General features: G+C 43.8%; 17 protein-coding genes. 8 read left to right on the plus strand and 9 right to left on the minus strand.

The window, feature by feature from the left end; translation table 11 throughout:
- Window positions 1-21: 21 nt before the first annotated feature.
- Both KAI37_RS03335 and KAI37_RS03340 read left to right on the plus strand, forming a co-directional pair.
- Entirely contained in the window at window positions 22-450 is a 429-nt protein-coding gene (locus tag KAI37_RS03335; protein WP_071639486.1) for a universal stress protein, read from the plus strand.
- A gap of 42 nt (window positions 451-492) precedes the next feature.
- On the plus strand, window positions 493-1,911 hold the full coding sequence (locus tag KAI37_RS03340; protein ID WP_220030718.1) for an aldehyde dehydrogenase family protein: 1,419 nt from the start codon (window positions 493-495) through the stop codon (window positions 1,909-1,911).
- 154 nt (window positions 1,912-2,065) lie between these two features.
- Here the strand turns inward: KAI37_RS03340 and KAI37_RS03345 are convergent, their stop codons facing one another.
- The 4 genes from KAI37_RS03345 to KAI37_RS03360 form a co-directional block, all read right to left on the minus strand.
- The gene (locus KAI37_RS03345; RefSeq protein ID WP_220030719.1) at window positions 2,066-2,860 is read right to left on the minus strand and encodes an SDR family oxidoreductase; all 795 of its coding nucleotides are present in this window, start codon (window positions 2,858-2,860) and stop codon (window positions 2,066-2,068) included.
- Between the two features lie 86 nt (window positions 2,861-2,946).
- Window positions 2,947-3,273 carry a DUF1330 domain-containing protein gene (locus tag KAI37_RS03350; protein WP_258383038.1) on the minus strand — a complete coding sequence of 109 codons (327 nt, stop codon included), beginning with the start codon at window positions 3,271-3,273 and terminating at the stop codon, window positions 2,947-2,949.
- Between the two features lie 18 nt (window positions 3,274-3,291).
- Entirely contained in the window at window positions 3,292-3,642 is a 351-nt protein-coding gene (locus KAI37_RS03355) for a nuclear transport factor 2 family protein (RefSeq protein ID WP_071639489.1), read from the minus strand.
- A gap of 88 nt (window positions 3,643-3,730) precedes the next feature.
- On the minus strand, window positions 3,731-4,642 hold the full coding sequence (locus tag KAI37_RS03360) for a helix-turn-helix transcriptional regulator (protein WP_220030720.1): 912 nt from the start codon (window positions 4,640-4,642) through the stop codon (window positions 3,731-3,733).
- A 414-nt stretch (window positions 4,643-5,056) separates the two neighbouring features.
- Between KAI37_RS03360 and KAI37_RS03365 the strand changes: the two genes are divergently transcribed.
- Entirely contained in the window at window positions 5,057-5,623 is a 567-nt protein-coding gene (locus tag KAI37_RS03365) for an NAD(P)H-dependent oxidoreductase (RefSeq protein WP_071639491.1), read from the plus strand.
- Between the two features lie 185 nt (window positions 5,624-5,808).
- Here the strand turns inward: KAI37_RS03365 and KAI37_RS03370 are convergent, their stop codons facing one another.
- Together KAI37_RS03370 and KAI37_RS03375 are read right to left on the minus strand one after the other, a co-directional pair.
- Window positions 5,809-6,375 (minus strand): hypothetical protein, encoded by a 567-nt coding sequence (locus tag KAI37_RS03370; RefSeq protein ID WP_220030721.1) that lies wholly within the window; start codon window positions 6,373-6,375, stop codon window positions 5,809-5,811.
- Between the two features lie 498 nt (window positions 6,376-6,873).
- Complete coding sequence (locus tag KAI37_RS03375) at window positions 6,874-7,338, minus strand: AbrB/MazE/SpoVT family DNA-binding domain-containing protein (RefSeq protein ID WP_013308700.1); 465 nt, start codon at window positions 7,336-7,338, stop codon at window positions 6,874-6,876.
- Between the two features lie 249 nt (window positions 7,339-7,587).
- On the opposite strand from KAI37_RS03375, the gene KAI37_RS03380 reads away from it, so the two are divergent.
- Complete coding sequence (locus tag KAI37_RS03380; RefSeq protein WP_258383039.1) at window positions 7,588-8,502, plus strand: transcriptional regulator; 915 nt, start codon at window positions 7,588-7,590, stop codon at window positions 8,500-8,502.
- Between the two features lie 115 nt (window positions 8,503-8,617).
- Window positions 8,618-8,989 (plus strand): MerR family transcriptional regulator, encoded by a 372-nt coding sequence (locus tag KAI37_RS03385; protein WP_071639495.1) that lies wholly within the window; start codon window positions 8,618-8,620, stop codon window positions 8,987-8,989.
- 75 nt (window positions 8,990-9,064) lie between these two features.
- Here KAI37_RS03385 and KAI37_RS03390 read toward each other — a convergent pair whose 3' ends face one another.
- Window positions 9,065-11,065 (minus strand): oxidoreductase, encoded by a 2,001-nt coding sequence (locus tag KAI37_RS03390; RefSeq protein WP_220030722.1) that lies wholly within the window; start codon window positions 11,063-11,065, stop codon window positions 9,065-9,067.
- 204 nt (window positions 11,066-11,269) lie between these two features.
- On the opposite strand from KAI37_RS03390, the gene KAI37_RS03395 reads away from it, so the two are divergent.
- The gene (locus KAI37_RS03395; RefSeq protein ID WP_069080927.1) at window positions 11,270-11,863 is read left to right on the plus strand and encodes a TetR/AcrR family transcriptional regulator; all 594 of its coding nucleotides are present in this window, start codon (window positions 11,270-11,272) and stop codon (window positions 11,861-11,863) included.
- A 133-nt stretch (window positions 11,864-11,996) separates the two neighbouring features.
- Window positions 11,997-12,761 (plus strand): MerR family transcriptional regulator, encoded by a 765-nt coding sequence (locus tag KAI37_RS03400; protein ID WP_220030723.1) that lies wholly within the window; start codon window positions 11,997-11,999, stop codon window positions 12,759-12,761.
- 97 nt (window positions 12,762-12,858) lie between these two features.
- Here the strand turns inward: KAI37_RS03400 and KAI37_RS03405 are convergent, their stop codons facing one another.
- On the minus strand, window positions 12,859-13,335 hold the full coding sequence (locus KAI37_RS03405; RefSeq protein ID WP_023986958.1) for a hypothetical protein: 477 nt from the start codon (window positions 13,333-13,335) through the stop codon (window positions 12,859-12,861).
- Window positions 13,336-13,425: 90 nt separating this feature from the next.
- Window positions 13,426-13,905 (minus strand): GAF domain-containing protein, encoded by a 480-nt coding sequence (locus KAI37_RS03410; RefSeq protein ID WP_025719270.1) that lies wholly within the window; start codon window positions 13,903-13,905, stop codon window positions 13,426-13,428.
- 341 nt (window positions 13,906-14,246) lie between these two features.
- Here KAI37_RS03410 and KAI37_RS03415 point away from each other — a divergent pair, with 341 nt between their 5' ends.
- Window positions 14,247-14,552, plus strand: a complete 306-nt coding sequence (locus KAI37_RS03415; RefSeq protein ID WP_023986960.1) for a hypothetical protein — start codon at window positions 14,247-14,249, stop codon at window positions 14,550-14,552.
- The last annotated feature ends 29 nt before the right edge of the window (window positions 14,553-14,581 follow it).

The following is a 14,581-nucleotide window of genomic DNA, read 5'->3' on the forward strand; positions in this document are numbered from 1 at the left end:
ACTTCTGAGGAGGAAAAGAGGATGAGCGAATACAAACATATTCTGGTCGCGATTGATGGTTCGGAACACGCTATGAAGGCGTTGGAGACAGCTAAAACGTTATCTAAGCAGCTTCAGGGGAATCCGCATCTGACTGTATTGCATGTAAATCCGGCTTTGTCCATGAATGAGCCCCCGGTTGGGATTGATGTGGATGAGCGGATCGAAGAGGAAGGTCGTCATATCTTGGAACCTGCATCCGACTATTTGAAGGACGAGGGTATTTCTTACCGTATGCTGGCGGGTCATGGTGATCCGGCGAGTGTCATTTGCGAAAGTGCAAAGCAGGAAAAGACGGATTTGATCATTATGGGAACACGAGGCAAAGGACTTGTTTCCGAAATGATACTGGGTAGCGTGAGCCATCAGGTGATTCAGCATGCACCTTGTCCGGTGTTGACGGTAAAATAGATGTTAAAAGGAACGTTGATATCAAGAGAAGGAGGAAAAAGCATGCAGCAGCATTTATTTATTGGTGGAGAATGGAAAGCAGCTTCATCGTACACGACGTTGAAATCACCATATTCCGGAAAAATCATTGCTGAGGTGGCAGAGGCCACAGCAGAGGATGCCAAGGCTGCTATTCAGGCGGCCTCTGATGCACGCTCGGAGATGCGGGCCATGCCAGCGCACCAGCGGTCAGCCATTTTGGAGAAGCTGGCCGACCTGCTGGAAGAGCGGCGTGAGGATGCAGCGCGCATCATTGCACGTGAAGCGTCAAAACCATGGAAGGCTGCGCTGGCGGAGGTTGACCGGACGGTGCAAACCTACAAGTTCGCAGCTGAAGAAGCCAAGCGGATTCACGGGGAAACCATTCCGCTGGATGCCGCACCGGGCGGCGAGGGCCGTATGGCCTACACGCTCAAAGAACCTGTAGGGGTAGTAGGAGCTATTACACCATTTAACTTCCCGATGAATCTGGTTGCTCATAAAGTGGGTCCCGCGCTGGCAGCAGGCAATACGGTCGTATTGAAGCCTGCAGAGCAGACGCCGTTGTCTGCTTACTTGATTGCGGAGCTGCTGGAGCAGGCTGGATTGCCTGCGGGCGCTCTTAATGTGATCAGCGGCGATGGTAAAACCATTGGCGACGTACTTGTCACTGATCCGCGCGTCAGCTATATCACTTTTACCGGTAGCCCAGCGGTCGGTACAGAAATTCGCTCCAAGGCTGGCTTGAAGCGGGTCACGCTGGAGCTGGGTTCCAACGCGGCCGTTATTATCGACCGTGATACGGATGTGGACGCGGTCATCGACCGTTGTGTGAGTGGAGCCTTTGCCAATCAGGGGCAGGTATGTATCTCAGTTCAACGTATTTACGTTGTTGATGAACTGTATGATACCTTTGTATCCCGATTTATCGAAGCAACTCAACGTTTAAAAATTGGAGATCCGCTAGAGCCGGATACGGATGTATCCGCGCTTATTTCAGCCAAGGATGTCGAACGTGTCCGTGAATGGCTGGAAGAAGCGGTTCAAGCAGGCGCAAGGATTGCTCTGGGTGGCCAAGCCAAGGGAGGTATCTTGGAGCCGACGGTTTTGCTTAATGTGGACCCGACTTCCAAGGTGTCCTGTCGTGAAGTGTTTGCCCCGCTTGTGCTGATTCATTCTGTTAGCTCTATAGATGAAGCCGTAAACCATGTGAATGATTCGATCTATGGCCTGCAGGCGGGAATTTACACTCGTAATATCACGACCGCGTTGGATGCAGCGGACAAGCTTGAGGTGGGCGGCGTGGTGATCAATGACATTCCAAGCTTCCGTGTTGATCATATGCCGTATGGTGGTGTGAAGCAAAGTGGCACGGGACGCGAAGGCGTAAAGTATGCCATGGAAGAAATGCTGGAAACAAAGCTGATCGTTATTAAACGGTAGTGGTTATTTAAAAGCCTATCTGATGAACATAGATAATACGTTTTGCGTATGTCTGCTCATTAGATGGGCTTTTTTTCACCTTTTGCGCGATTGTCAGATGAAAATAAAGGTTTAGACTGAAAAATATTTGGATAAAGCGTAATTAGCTTGAGGTTTAGACCGTTGGAACTGTTCCACCGTCAATATTATACTCACTTCCTGTAATTGAAGCGGCCCGGTCGGATACCAGAAAAGCAACAAGCTCAGCGACTTCTTCTGGTAGTCCTGGACGACCAATTGGAATTCCTCCCAACGAGTCCATCAGTTGCTTTAATGCACTTTCTCGGTCACCTGTCGTCTCAGCAATCCGATCAATCAAACTTTGTGCTGCCTTCGTTTCGATAAAGCCTGGCGCAACTGTATTAATACGAATGCCTTGAGGTGAAAACTGCTTGGATAGCCCTTTGCTGTAAGTAGTTAAAGCTGCTTTGGCTGCAGCATAAGCCAATGTTGCATCATATAGCGGCAAGCGACGTTGAATGGATGAAATATGAATAATAACACCGGAACCCTTTTCCACCATAGCCGGTAGCAGTCCACGGTCTAAACGGACGGCAGCAAACAGATTGGCGTTAAAAGTTTGCTGCCAATGCTCGTCTGTCAAGATAAGAGCTCCCCCGGATGGGGCTGACGAGCCTCCAACATTGTTGACAAGAACATCTACACCGCCTAGGCGCTCAAGAACACTGTTTACTACTTTATCTACACCTTCAGGCGTACTAATATCGGCTGGAATAAACAGGTCTGGATTTTCTAAATTAACTGGAGTCGTTCGAGCCGTAGTTATTACGGTAGCACCTGCAGCCGTAAGTCTCTTAGCAATAGCCTCTCCCATTCCTTTGGTACCGCCTGTGACCAAGGCCCTTTTGCCTTTAAACTCACTTAATATGCTTTCTAATTGAAAACTCATGCGAATAATTCCTCCTAAATTTTAGGATTTGGTTGAGAAATATACCTCCAGGTATCTCCACTCCGAGTTCACTTGTCTTGCGAATCTTACAAACTTTCGACAATGACACCCCGGTATCGCCCTCCGCGCAGTCGATGCTTTAGGGCTTTTTGATAGGCTGGACTAAAGTACCAAGCTTGTGCTTCCTCAAAAGTGGGGAATTCCAAGATGGCCAGCCCCTCAATATTGGGTCCTTCGAGGACTTGGTATGCGCCATACATTGCTAGGGGTTTGACGGAATGTCCCGCCAAACCTGCCGGTGCCAACTCAGAATAGAGTTGGAGTTCAGTTTGATCGGTACTCTGTTCACGTATAAAAACAACATAAGCGGGCATATTCGTTTTCCCTTTCTTATTTTTTTCAGGATTTTGCAAAATCCTCTTTTAATTACTTTATGGAAGTGTAATAATCAGTTCTTTAATTTTATTGTTGTTTACTAGAAATTGATGTTTAAGTAGGAGTGGGTCGGGAAGATTCGATTTATCAAAGTCTCCGTCTACTTTCGCAATTACGACGATGGTATTATTACTGTCATCCATATCCACGATCTCGAAGGTGACATTGGGCTCCAATATTTCTGCTTCACACCATGATTTTATGGCTTCCATACCTTTGATTTCGCGATGATTATCCAAGATCAACGCATCTTTATCGAAAGCGGAAGTAAATACTTCAAGCGGGGATTTGTTCGCTGATGTAAAGTAAGTTTCTACTGCCGGTGGCATGGTTTTATGTGGATTCATTAATCCTTCAACCTCCTATAGTGAGTATGTTGTGAGCGATAACTTCAAACTCATCATAGCAGTGATAATATGACTACATGGTGTCATATTATAGAGGATCATTTAAATTTCTTTTCATCGTTTCTAAATGAGACAATATTCTTGTACGTACTTGTTCGGGGCTGACCTCTATAAGGAGGGGACCAAAGGACAGCAGATAACTGTCCAGCCAATTGCCTACAGGAAATTGTGCCGTGACGGAATAAGATCCGTCTTCCTTCTGAGTAATTGTTTTCTCGGCAAATTCATCGTGTACGCGGTAAGCTCCTTGAGCAGAAATATGAAGAGTTACTTCAATGGTATGAAGCAAGTCGTTCATCTTTGTATCTGTAGATGCTACGACCGTTCTTGGCTCATAACTAATTTCGGTAACTGCAATCTCTTTCATTCGGCTAATCTTAAATACACGATGACTTTCGGTATTTAAACAGTAACCTTCCACATACCAGGATTTATCTTTAAACAAGAGCTTGGCAGGTTCGACGCTACGATAACTCTGTTCCCCGGCGACATTATAATAGCGGAACTTTATAACACGGCTTGTGATTATTGCGTTGCGTATAAGAGTGAATAGCTGTCTCTGGCTGTTTTGGCTTCCCCATGGCGAAAAATCTACTTCGATCCAGTTTCCCATGTCTTTTTTAAAAAGCCTACTCAACTTGTTTAGCACTTCTTCTACCTGTGGGATGGTAGCTGTAGCCACACTCTGAAGGGCCATTAAGATATCATCTTGTTCCTGCTCGGACAGTAAAGAGGTGTTAAAGACATAACCCTCCATCAATGATATTCCGCCACCCTTGCCTCTACTGCTGTAGATGGGAATCCCAGCTGCGCTTAAGGCATCTATGTCCCGATAAATCGTTCGTGTGGAAACCTCAAAATGCTCCGCCAATTCATCAGCAGTCACTTTTTTCTTATGGAGTAACATATAAACGATTTCAAAATGTCTACTTAACGGCATAAGCTTCACCTCTCTCGATAGCATATACCTTATAACATGACATCATAAAGTCATATTAAGTGATTCTTGAAATCACACCTTAATGGACATCAACTGGGGGACTTTATTTTCTTTGAACAGCGATAATAACACTGCCTTGGGATCAGATCTTTTTACAATCTTTTATATAGAGTTGAACAAAGAGCACTTGCAAAGTAAAAAGGAATATACTATACTGAGGCCAATCATTAGTGATTGATCAATCACTAACTGGATTAATAAGCAACGGAGGTGATATTTATGAGAGGATACCGCTCAAGTTTACTCAAACGTATCTTTATCGGAACTATGGATTGAGCAGATTCAGTTGATTGAAGGAGTACGAAGTTAAGTAATTGATCAATCACTTATTTTAAAGTAAATGGAGGAGAGAACATGAAGCATCTTATTATTTACGCACATCCATCCGAGGGAAGCTTTAATCATGCAATTTTGACCACAGCAGTTGAGGGGCTAAAGCAAAAAGGACATGATGTGGTTGTTCGTGATCTATACGCAATCAACTTTCAACCTGTGGTTAGCAGCGGCGAGGTTATTGGAGGAATCGGAGAAGATGTTGTACGGGAACAGGAATTTTTGCAATGGGCAGAGGTAATCACCTTTATTTATCCTATTTGGTGGACGGGGATGCCAGCCATTATGAAGGGATATATTGACCGCGTATTCTCTTACGGATTTGCTTATAAATATGTAAATGGAGTGCAGATGGGAATGCTCAAGGGAAAGAAAGCAATTATCCTCAATACGCAAGGAAAATCACATGCGGAATATGCCAGCAATGGCATGGATCAAGCACTTCGCTTGACGTCCGACAAAGGCATATTTGAATACTGTGGACTTGACGTCATGTATCATCTATTTTTCGAGTCGGTACCCCAATCTGATGAAGATACGCGTAAGAAGTGGCTTCGCCAGATTGCAGACATGGCCAGCAAAGCCTAATGGAAATATGTTTTAGGGGCAGGGAATTAGGAATAAGGGGAATCGAAGTAGCCAGTAGCTAACCCAAAAGGCATCGCATGCATCTACCGGCGATGCCTTTTGGGTTGGTCCAATATTGAATGTATTCCAATCGACACTCGCTCATGGCAAGCTGCAATTGCTACAATAAGGGGGGGATATTAGTTTTACCGATTTTTCCGATTAGCGCTACGAGATCCACCGGAAGGCCACTGTGATCCACCACCTTGACCATGTTGAGGCCACCACTGCGACCCACCTTCCTGACCGCCACCTTGACCATGTTGAGGCCACCACTGCGACCCACCACCCTGACCGCCGCCTTGACCATGTTGAGGCCACCACTGCGACCCACCGCCTTGACCGCCGCCTTGACCATGAGGAGGCCAATGCGATCCACCACCTTGACCGCCGCCCTGACCATGAGGAGGCCAATGCGATCCACCACCTTGACCGCCGCCCTGACCACCGCTTTGTCCTGGAATAGAAGGCATACTTGGATAAGGGCCTTGTGCCTGACTGATTTGAGTAACATCAATATAAGACTGTGTGCCATTAGGATATAGCACTAACATTGATTTGTTAGTGGGATCTACGCTTTTTACAAAAGCAACGATCTGTTGACCATTCACAGTAAATATTCCCCATAAATTAACAAAATTGCTCACTTCAGTAGTGGTCGCGAAATGTGGTTGTAACGGTCCCATCGAACGATGAGAAGAATGTTTAGACAAGGTGTGTATCTCTCCTTTAAATTGAATTTTGCAACATCATATGTGCAAACGTACTTGTTGGAATGGGCAATGTTGCTACAAGATATTCTTTTGAAAAAATTCATTGTCCCAAAAAAGTACAAAAAGGAGCATTTTTGCAACGATCCCTTTTGTCAGCCAGTTAATTAAAAAAGGCAGCCCATCCCTTCTGGACAGCTACCTCTATTAGAAGTGTGCGGTGGTTTACTATAGAAAAATGAATAAATAAATGAAATGACCTTCTCTAATTAAAGAAGGTCATTTTTTAATTCAGGAACCATTATTAAATGTAGCACAGCCTTCTGCTTATAGGCGTTCTCGCTTGCAAGTCATTCACTGGTTCTTTATACCTAGTGTGGAATTTTCGCATGGACGTTCATGCGTTTTGTCGGTTAGCTATGATGCTGCGTATCACGGTTCAAAAGTAGCTGCACATGATGAAATCTCTGGTGTATATCTATGTAGGGTATCAAGCTGTAGTTAGAGCATTTTTTTGAGCTGGGATATACGGGCTTGGGAAACCTCAAGTATTTTGGCATATTCGTGCTGTGCTGCATTGGGGTGTTTTTGCATTAATTCTTTTAGACTTTCGATCATCTGTTGTGTCGATCGCCGCAGACGTTTGGGCTCTTTAATAGATCGTTGTGAGTTGGATAAAGCTGATTTGGCTGGTCTTAGGATAGGGCTAAAATGTATTCCCTTTTTTAAACTTTCAATACATTCCCCGCAAATAAAGCTGTCTCTAAAATAAGTTAATTGTTCTGTTGAACCACACATTTTACACGTCACCCCAGTATATTTTCGAAAGGCGAGAATACCAGTTTCCTCATCTGCAAAAATCTCAACAGGATCACCCACATTATAATCCATGGAAATTCGCATTTCTTTGGGGATAACGATACGGCCTAACGCATCTAGGGGACGTGTCATACCTGTACTTTTCAAATGATAACCTCCTTTTTTTATATCCTTATAATACTAAATAGTTATGATAAAAAAGAATAGGCTTAGAGAAGCAATCGCATATATTTAGTAAACTGTTGAAAAGTATACAAGTAATTACCAAAATATGTTTTATTATTGGGGGAAACGTGTTGAGGAGATTATAAAGAATTTCCGATATATATTCATAAAGGATATTCTAGTTGGCAATGAAATTGTTAGTAACACGGGATAAGGAGATGTGAATTACATATGAGAATACTTCAGTTTTGGAAGAAGAATAAGAAAGCTGTGGTGGCAATCGATTTGGATACTACTATTCCAGCAGCGATTATAAAGGTTGGCGGATTAATAGATCAACCAGTGGAATTTACCATCGAGGCGAAGAAGTCTGCTGCTATGCTGGGGGAAGAGGCACTGGCTCTATTTCCGCGTTATTTTTTTGGGACGGAGTTGCAGAAACCAGAGAGCTTGGCGGGAAAGTACGAAGGTTTGGGCGACTGGCTTCATATTCAACAGGATGCGATTTTTGAGATCATCTACTATTACAAGGAACAATCGATTCCCATGCTGTATGAGGTGGCGTTTGGTGTGTACGATTGGACGCAATATAAGGCGGTACGGGTACTAACTCGATTAGCACGTGAAGGTCTTCAGACCGACCAGATTGTGGACGATATTATCAGCCATGTCGACGAGTTTCGCTATGAGGCACAAATGCCCACGTTCTATTTTCTGTCCGGACTGATGGGCAATAAGAAGGTTGCTTCGCTGCTGCAAAGGCATTTCCTTGAGAATCTGGAATACGATCCGATTGATGCCTTTGATATTTTCGAGAATTTGTACCGTTGTTCGCCGGATGTTGCCATGAGGCATGCCGATTTTCTCAAAGCAATTGCCCGCGGTGAAGGCCTAGAAGGCCGTTCCCCCTTGCTGGATGGAGCTATAGGGACTACCGATGGGAATGGCAAGCAAGAGTACCACTGGCCCGACGATGAACCTGTCGAAGAGCATCACCAATTACGAGCGGCCATATTTTATTATCGGCTGAACCCTCTGGATGAGGAGGTTAATCGGCTGTTGGATCATTGGGAAGTGAACCATTCGGAGGAGAATGTTAGGAGTTATATTGGGAAATTGAGAGAAGAAGGACAGGGAGAGGGCTAGCTTTTCTGCTAGACGAATATCGGAATCTTAATTTTGCACTCTTTACTATGAAAACTTATACTTATCGTTAAAGCTGACTTGAAGAGAAAATAAAAAAACGAGGAGGGAAATAACCATGTACTCCATTAAAGAAGTTCAAATCAAGAGCGGATTGCCCGCATCTACCCTTCGTTATTATGAAAAAGAAGGCATATTACCTGATGTCGGTCGGGATGAAGGTGGAAGAAGGGTATATACCGAAAAACAAATCGATTGGATTAGGTTCCTGATGGCTATGAAAGATACAGGGATGACTATTGAAGAAATTAAGGCATACCTTGAGCTAAATGGAAAAGGAGAAGCTACAATCCAAGAGAGAAGAGATTTTCTTGTAGCCCACAAAAAGAAAGTGGAAGCACATGTGGCACAAACGCAGCACAATTTGGAGAAAATTATTCAAAAGATAGCTTTTTATGATCATGTGGTTATGGGGAAAAGCCTCTCTTAACTAAGCAATTGCTGCAAGGTAAAAAAGCCAAAGCCGCCTGCTTACATAGTAAACGGCTTTGGAGGTAGCGGGGTATTATATATTTCTAGTAACCTCATAGGCGTCCCAGACAGCATACATAATATTTTGTACTTGCTTGGCATCGCCGATTAAGTAGGACTCGGAAACCTCATTTTGGATGTCTTCATAAAGCGATTGCTGAGGAGTATATCCTACAGCCAGAATCGCTGAGTCTGCGCTTAAAATCGTTTCTTCACCATCTTTATTTTGAAGAACGAATTCTTGATCGTTGGCATCGACAATTTTGGCGTTGGTCAGGAGATGGATATCCTTGTATGCAACAAGGTCACGCAGCATATCTTCATTTGCATGGCACAGAGGGCCGCCGACGGTTAAAATATCTTCTTGCACTTCCACCAGCGTTACTTTTTTACCTTGATCAGCAAGCCAAAGTGCAGTTTCGCATCCCACAAGCCCACCTCCGACAATTACGGTGGAAGCACCGGGATCTTTTTTCCCAAGCAAAACTTCTTCTGCGGAATACACCTTAGTAGATGTACCAATGGAGAAGGTTTTGGGAGAGGAGCCGGTAGCAAAAATAACAACATCTGCTGCATATTCATTTACGGTAGTCCGGTTAACCTCGGTATTCAATTGGACGTCAACTTTTAAATCCTTTAGCTCCCCTTCATACCAGGTCGCAAGTAAATGATCGTCTTCTTTGAAGTCTGGAATTCCACCCGGGATCAGATTACCTCCCAATCGGTTATTTTTATCGAATAATGTAACGTGGTGTCCGCGAATAGCAGCTACACGGGCAGCTTCACATCCTGCGGGTCCTCCACCGATCACCAAGACTTTTTTGGACTGATCTGCTTTTCCGAGTGCATAGTCTTTTTCTCTGCCGCAAGCCGGATTAACGGCACATGAAATCGTTGCAAAAGATGCCAGTCGACCCATGCAGCCCTCCTGGCAGGAGAGGCAAGGACGAATCTTTTCTATTTTCCCGGCCTTGATTTTGTTGGGGATGTCAGCATCAGCCAACAATGGCCGACCCAGTGCAATCATATCGGTTTTTCCTTCACGTATAGCCTTGCTGGCCAAGTCTGGATTATCCAATCTGCCAGCAGTAATGACAGGTACCTTTAGAATGGTTTTTAAAATTTTGTTATAAGGAAGATAGAGTCCTTTTTCCTGATACATTGGTGGATGTGCCCAATACCATGAATCGTACGAACCAACATCACCATTAAAAGCATCATATCCAGCTTCCTCTAATATTTTGGCCGCTTCAATTCCTTCTTCAATATCCCGTCCCTGTTCCTGAAACTCTTCGCCTGGCAATCCACCCTGACGCCAATCTTTAATAAAGCTTTTGATGCTGTATCGAAGAGATACCGGGAAATCCTGTCCACATTCGGCTTTGATGGCTTGGACGATCTCTATGGCAAATCTTAAGCGGTTTCTCAGATTTCCGCCGTATTGGTCTTTCCGATGGTTAAAGAATGAAATCGCAAATTGATCCAGTAAATAGCCTTCATGAACCGCATGGATTTCAATACCGTCAAAGCCTGCCTTTTTGGCAATAGCCGCAGATTCTGCAAATTTTCTGACGTAGGTGTGAATTTCATCGATAGTTAGCTCACGACAGGTTACATCGGGAAGCCAGCGATGAGGGATAGGAGAGGGAGCGACAGCCGTTTTACCTACAATTGAAGGGATGCTTACCCGTCCAAAGCCTGCAGATAATTGTAGAAATATTTTTGTGCCGTATGCATGAATCCGCTCCGTCATCATTTTACCGGTTTTAACAAAATTCAAGGGGTTTAGAGTAGGGCAGGGCATTGATGGCAGGGCACATTTCTCAATTTCATTCTCAACCATCGTTACACCTGTAATGAGCAGTCCTGTCCCGCCTTTTGCCCGTTCAATATAATATTCGACGCCGCGCTCATTAAAGGTGCCATCGGCATCACAAAGCCCACCAGGGCCCATGGGAGCCATGACAAAGCGATTCTTAATTTCTAGTTTTCCAATTTTCATAGGCTCAAATAAAATTCGATGCTCTTCTTTCATAACAATGCCTCCTAATTATGAATCCATTCAATGAATCCATTCAGTGAATGTATTCATTGAATGGATTCAGTATAGAGCGGTAGTGGACATTATTATGTGATTGTTTTCACAATTAAACAAAATAGCATTTCTTATTATAATTAAGTAACATGGACAAGGCATCAGAAGAGAGGAATGTTTAGAATAGAAAGGAAGAGTAGGTAAATGCCAAACCAACAATTGAGTGGACGAAAGCTGCAAAGCCTGCAGACTAAAAAAAATATATATAACAGTACATTAGAGCTAATGCATGAAAAGAGTCTGGAAAAAATTAAAATTGAGGATATCTGCCGGAGGGCCGGAGTGTCTGTGGGCTCATTTTATAATCATTTCAAGACGAAAAGTGATATTTTGGTGGAGATGTATGCACAGGCGGATGGCTACTTTGAATTGAAATTTAAGAATGAACCACCTTCAGAAAGTATTGTGCAGGATATTATTCAATATTTTGAAGTTTATGCGGAATATAATCAGAATATTGGTTTAGAGACGGTGAAACAGTTATATACAACTAATAACAAGCTTTTCATTACTAAGGGTCGTGATATGCAAAATATACTTCAACAGATTATAGAGAGAGGACAAGCTGCAGGAGAGTTGGATCAAAGCATGACATCCGAAGAGATGACAGACTACTTATTTATTGCAGCTCGTGGGGTCATGTACAACTGGTGTCTTCATGATGGCGACTCGAATTTAATTGTAAATATGCGTGAATATATGAGTCGTCTGATCACGATCTTTAAACAAAAGAATTGATTGTATCCTTGTCATAGGGACGGTTCATCACACGCTTAACGGGTAAAAGTGTAGTACCAAGGTGGGCAAGTGGGGGTGTTGACTCTCACGCCACGTGAGACACTAGACTGTCAAGCAAGGGAGGTGAAGCGGAATGGCCTATACGGTAAAGGAAGTATCTAATCTGTCGGGAATCAGCGTACGAACTTTGCATTATTATGATGAAATCGGATTGCTGAAACCGCATCATATTGGAAATAATGGATATCGCTATTACGAACAGGAACAACTTTTGAGGCTTCAGCAAATCATGGTGTACAGGGAACTGGATTTGCCTTTATCTGAAATTGGAAATGTGCTGGAGCAAACCAAGGAACAAAAAGCCGAGGTTTTGCAGGAGCATCGAGCCAAGGTCGAGGCCAAAGTCTTCCGCTTGCATACTCTCCTACAGACCATCGACGAAACGGTGGCTCATTTGAAAGGAGAACAAGCAATGAAACCAGAGCACATGTACCAAGGGTTTAACCCGGAAAAGCAGGAAATGTACGAACGTGATTTGACAGACCGTTATGGTCAAGTGGCTCAGGAAACAATTCAGGAAAGCAAGACAGCGACAAAGAACTGGAGCAAAGAGGATTATTTGGATTCACAGGCAGAGGCTGATCAGATTCATCGGCAGCTGGCCGAAGCCATGAATAAAGGATTGAAGCATAATAGTGAAGAAGTACAGGCGCTGATCCGCCGTCATCTTCAATGGGTAAGCCGATTCTATACTCCTACAGCAGAAATTTATAGCGGGCTGGGAGACTTGTATGTGGAGCATGAGGATTTCAGTAAAATGTATGAAGGCTATCGTCCCGGACTAGCTGAGTATTTGCGAGACGGGATGAAGGTTCTAGCCGAACGGGAATTAAATTAACAAAGCGGGGAAGAAGGGCTGTAAAAGGTCTGAAAAAAGGTGAACAACAAGCCAATTCCGATGGCCTACTGTTCACCCTTTTTGTGTGTAGAGCAGTTTACATGCTGCTTTGTGTCGCTCTCATGCCTTGCTGGCTGTTGTTTCCGTACTGCTGCATGCCACTACCGCTTACATAATGCTGTCCAGTCGTCCCCATGTGTTGCGGGAAGCTGTGATTCATGTGGCTTCCTGCATTATAGGAGGATGGTTGCATACTGCGTGAGGCGTAGCTATCGCCAAATCCGGGCTGAGTCATTTGACTACTGGATCGAATAGAGTTTTCCAACTGACTACACAGTTGAATAACTTGCTGGTACTGCTGCATAGCCTGCTGGTGATGCTGAATTGCAGTTTGGATCATTTGAGCTGCACTTCGTTCACGTTGCACCAGGCTTTCAAGACTGGATGCATTTTGTTGTTCCTGTTGCAGCAACTGCTGATACATGGCAGTTCCTTGCTGTGTTTGTTGTACCAATTGCTGCATGATTTGTTCACATTGATGAAGTTGTTGTTGTGGAGCCATGTTGTTGTACATGAATCATCAATCTCCTTCGCCGGATAGTTTTGGGTTTCAGACCCTCCTATATTGTGGCGAAGGAAGACGATATATATGCGCTATTTTTGGTTATAGGCTGGCTACCAGAATAGCCGTAAATTCCTCTAGGAATACACGATCTTCGTGATCAAAGCGACCTTTTAGTGGGCTGTCAATGTCCAGTACTCCAATCAGTTCCCCATTCTTGACAAGGGGAATAACAATTTCACTATTGGAAGCAGCGTCACAGGCAATATGTCCTGGAAACGCATGTACATCATCTATAACAAGCGTTCGTTGTTCAGCTGCTGCGGTACCGCATACGCCACGTCCCAATGGAATCCGTATACATGCAGGTAAGCCCTGGAAAGGACCAAGTACAAGCTCAGTGCCATCATAAAGATAGAAACCGCTCCAATTAATATCTGGAAGGAAATGACCAAGTAATGCTGAAGCATTTGCCAGATTGGCAATGGTATTGGATTCATCATGAATAAGTGCCCGGAGTTGTCCAAGAACCGATTCGAATTGTTCATGACGTGTGCCTTCGTAAGGAATAGCTTGAAACATGTAGAGTTCACGCTCCTAACATTAAATTTTTACATTAAGTGTTGTATATATTATCAAAAATAGGTAATTATGCAATTCGCTTTTACCATTGGTTAATTAATTTAAGATATAACGATTGTATCTATTCAGTCAAGTGGAAAATCACTTTGTAACCTTTCGGTATTCTTCGTACTCTAACCTCTGTACAGAATCATTTTGGGAAGGGGAAAGCTATACGTTTTAGCGGGGCAAACAATATAAAAAGTAATTCAGCAAGGGTTGCCCTCATCTGTTTCCAGCTTATCCTCTATGGGTAAAAACAGTGTAACATGGTTGGCCTAGGCCAGGGAGGAGTTACAATTATGCATGCAGATGTTCAGAACTTGTTTATCCGTATACAGATGCTTTCTTATGCACATCAGAACGATCTCACGGTAAGAGATATTCAACCTGTGTTGGAAGAGCGCGGTTACCGTGTAGGAGAACGTGAGGTCAAGCAGGAGCTTGAAAACCTGACGCAGGAAAACTTTCTGACACCTCATGATGATATGTTCAGCATTACTGGTGCAGGGATCGATGAATTACAGGAAATTCAGTCGATGCTGGGCGTACTGTACAAGGATGTTGTGAAGAAACCGACGCGCACCACTACCCGAGTCTCTTCTTAAAGGCTTAGATGCTCAATACTTTTGATTCG

Origin of the sequence: Paenibacillus sp. S25, assembly GCF_019454085.1 — a bacterium.
In the GTDB taxonomy this organism is placed as follows: domain Bacteria; phylum Bacillota; class Bacilli; order Paenibacillales; family Paenibacillaceae; genus Paenibacillus; species Paenibacillus polymyxa_B.

What these genes read in the sequence shown, in the direction of transcription:
- KAI37_RS03385 (WP_071639495.1), top strand. Translation starts at nt 8,618, where the DNA reads ATGTACTCCATTAAAGAAGTTCAAATCAAGAGCGGATTGCCCGCATCT.
- KAI37_RS03360 (WP_220030720.1), bottom strand. Translation starts at nt 4,642, where the DNA reads ATGCCGTTAAGTAGACATTTTGAAATCGTTTATATGTTACTCCATAAG.
- KAI37_RS03395 (WP_069080927.1), top strand. Translation starts at nt 11,270, where the DNA reads ATGCCAAACCAACAATTGAGTGGACGAAAGCTGCAAAGCCTGCAGACT.
- KAI37_RS03340 (WP_220030718.1), top strand. Translation starts at nt 493, where the DNA reads ATGCAGCAGCATTTATTTATTGGTGGAGAATGGAAAGCAGCTTCATCG.
- KAI37_RS03410 (WP_025719270.1), bottom strand. Translation starts at nt 13,905, where the DNA reads ATGTTTCAAGCTATTCCTTACGAAGGCACACGTCATGAACAATTCGAA.
- KAI37_RS03355 (WP_071639489.1), bottom strand. Translation starts at nt 3,642, where the DNA reads ATGAATCCACATAAAACCATGCCACCGGCAGTAGAAACTTACTTTACA.
- KAI37_RS03400 (WP_220030723.1), top strand. Translation starts at nt 11,997, where the DNA reads ATGGCCTATACGGTAAAGGAAGTATCTAATCTGTCGGGAATCAGCGTA.
- KAI37_RS03390 (WP_220030722.1), bottom strand. Translation starts at nt 11,065, where the DNA reads ATGAAAGAAGAGCATCGAATTTTATTTGAGCCTATGAAAATTGGAAAA.
- KAI37_RS03415 (WP_023986960.1), top strand. Translation starts at nt 14,247, where the DNA reads ATGCATGCAGATGTTCAGAACTTGTTTATCCGTATACAGATGCTTTCT.
- KAI37_RS03380 (WP_258383039.1), top strand. Translation starts at nt 7,588, where the DNA reads ATGAGAATACTTCAGTTTTGGAAGAAGAATAAGAAAGCTGTGGTGGCA.
- KAI37_RS03335 (WP_071639486.1), top strand. Translation starts at nt 22, where the DNA reads ATGAGCGAATACAAACATATTCTGGTCGCGATTGATGGTTCGGAACAC.
- KAI37_RS03365 (WP_071639491.1), top strand. Translation starts at nt 5,057, where the DNA reads ATGAAGCATCTTATTATTTACGCACATCCATCCGAGGGAAGCTTTAAT.
- KAI37_RS03405 (WP_023986958.1), bottom strand. Translation starts at nt 13,335, where the DNA reads ATGTACAACAACATGGCTCCACAACAACAACTTCATCAATGTGAACAA.
- KAI37_RS03345 (WP_220030719.1), bottom strand. Translation starts at nt 2,860, where the DNA reads ATGAGTTTTCAATTAGAAAGCATATTAAGTGAGTTTAAAGGCAAAAGG.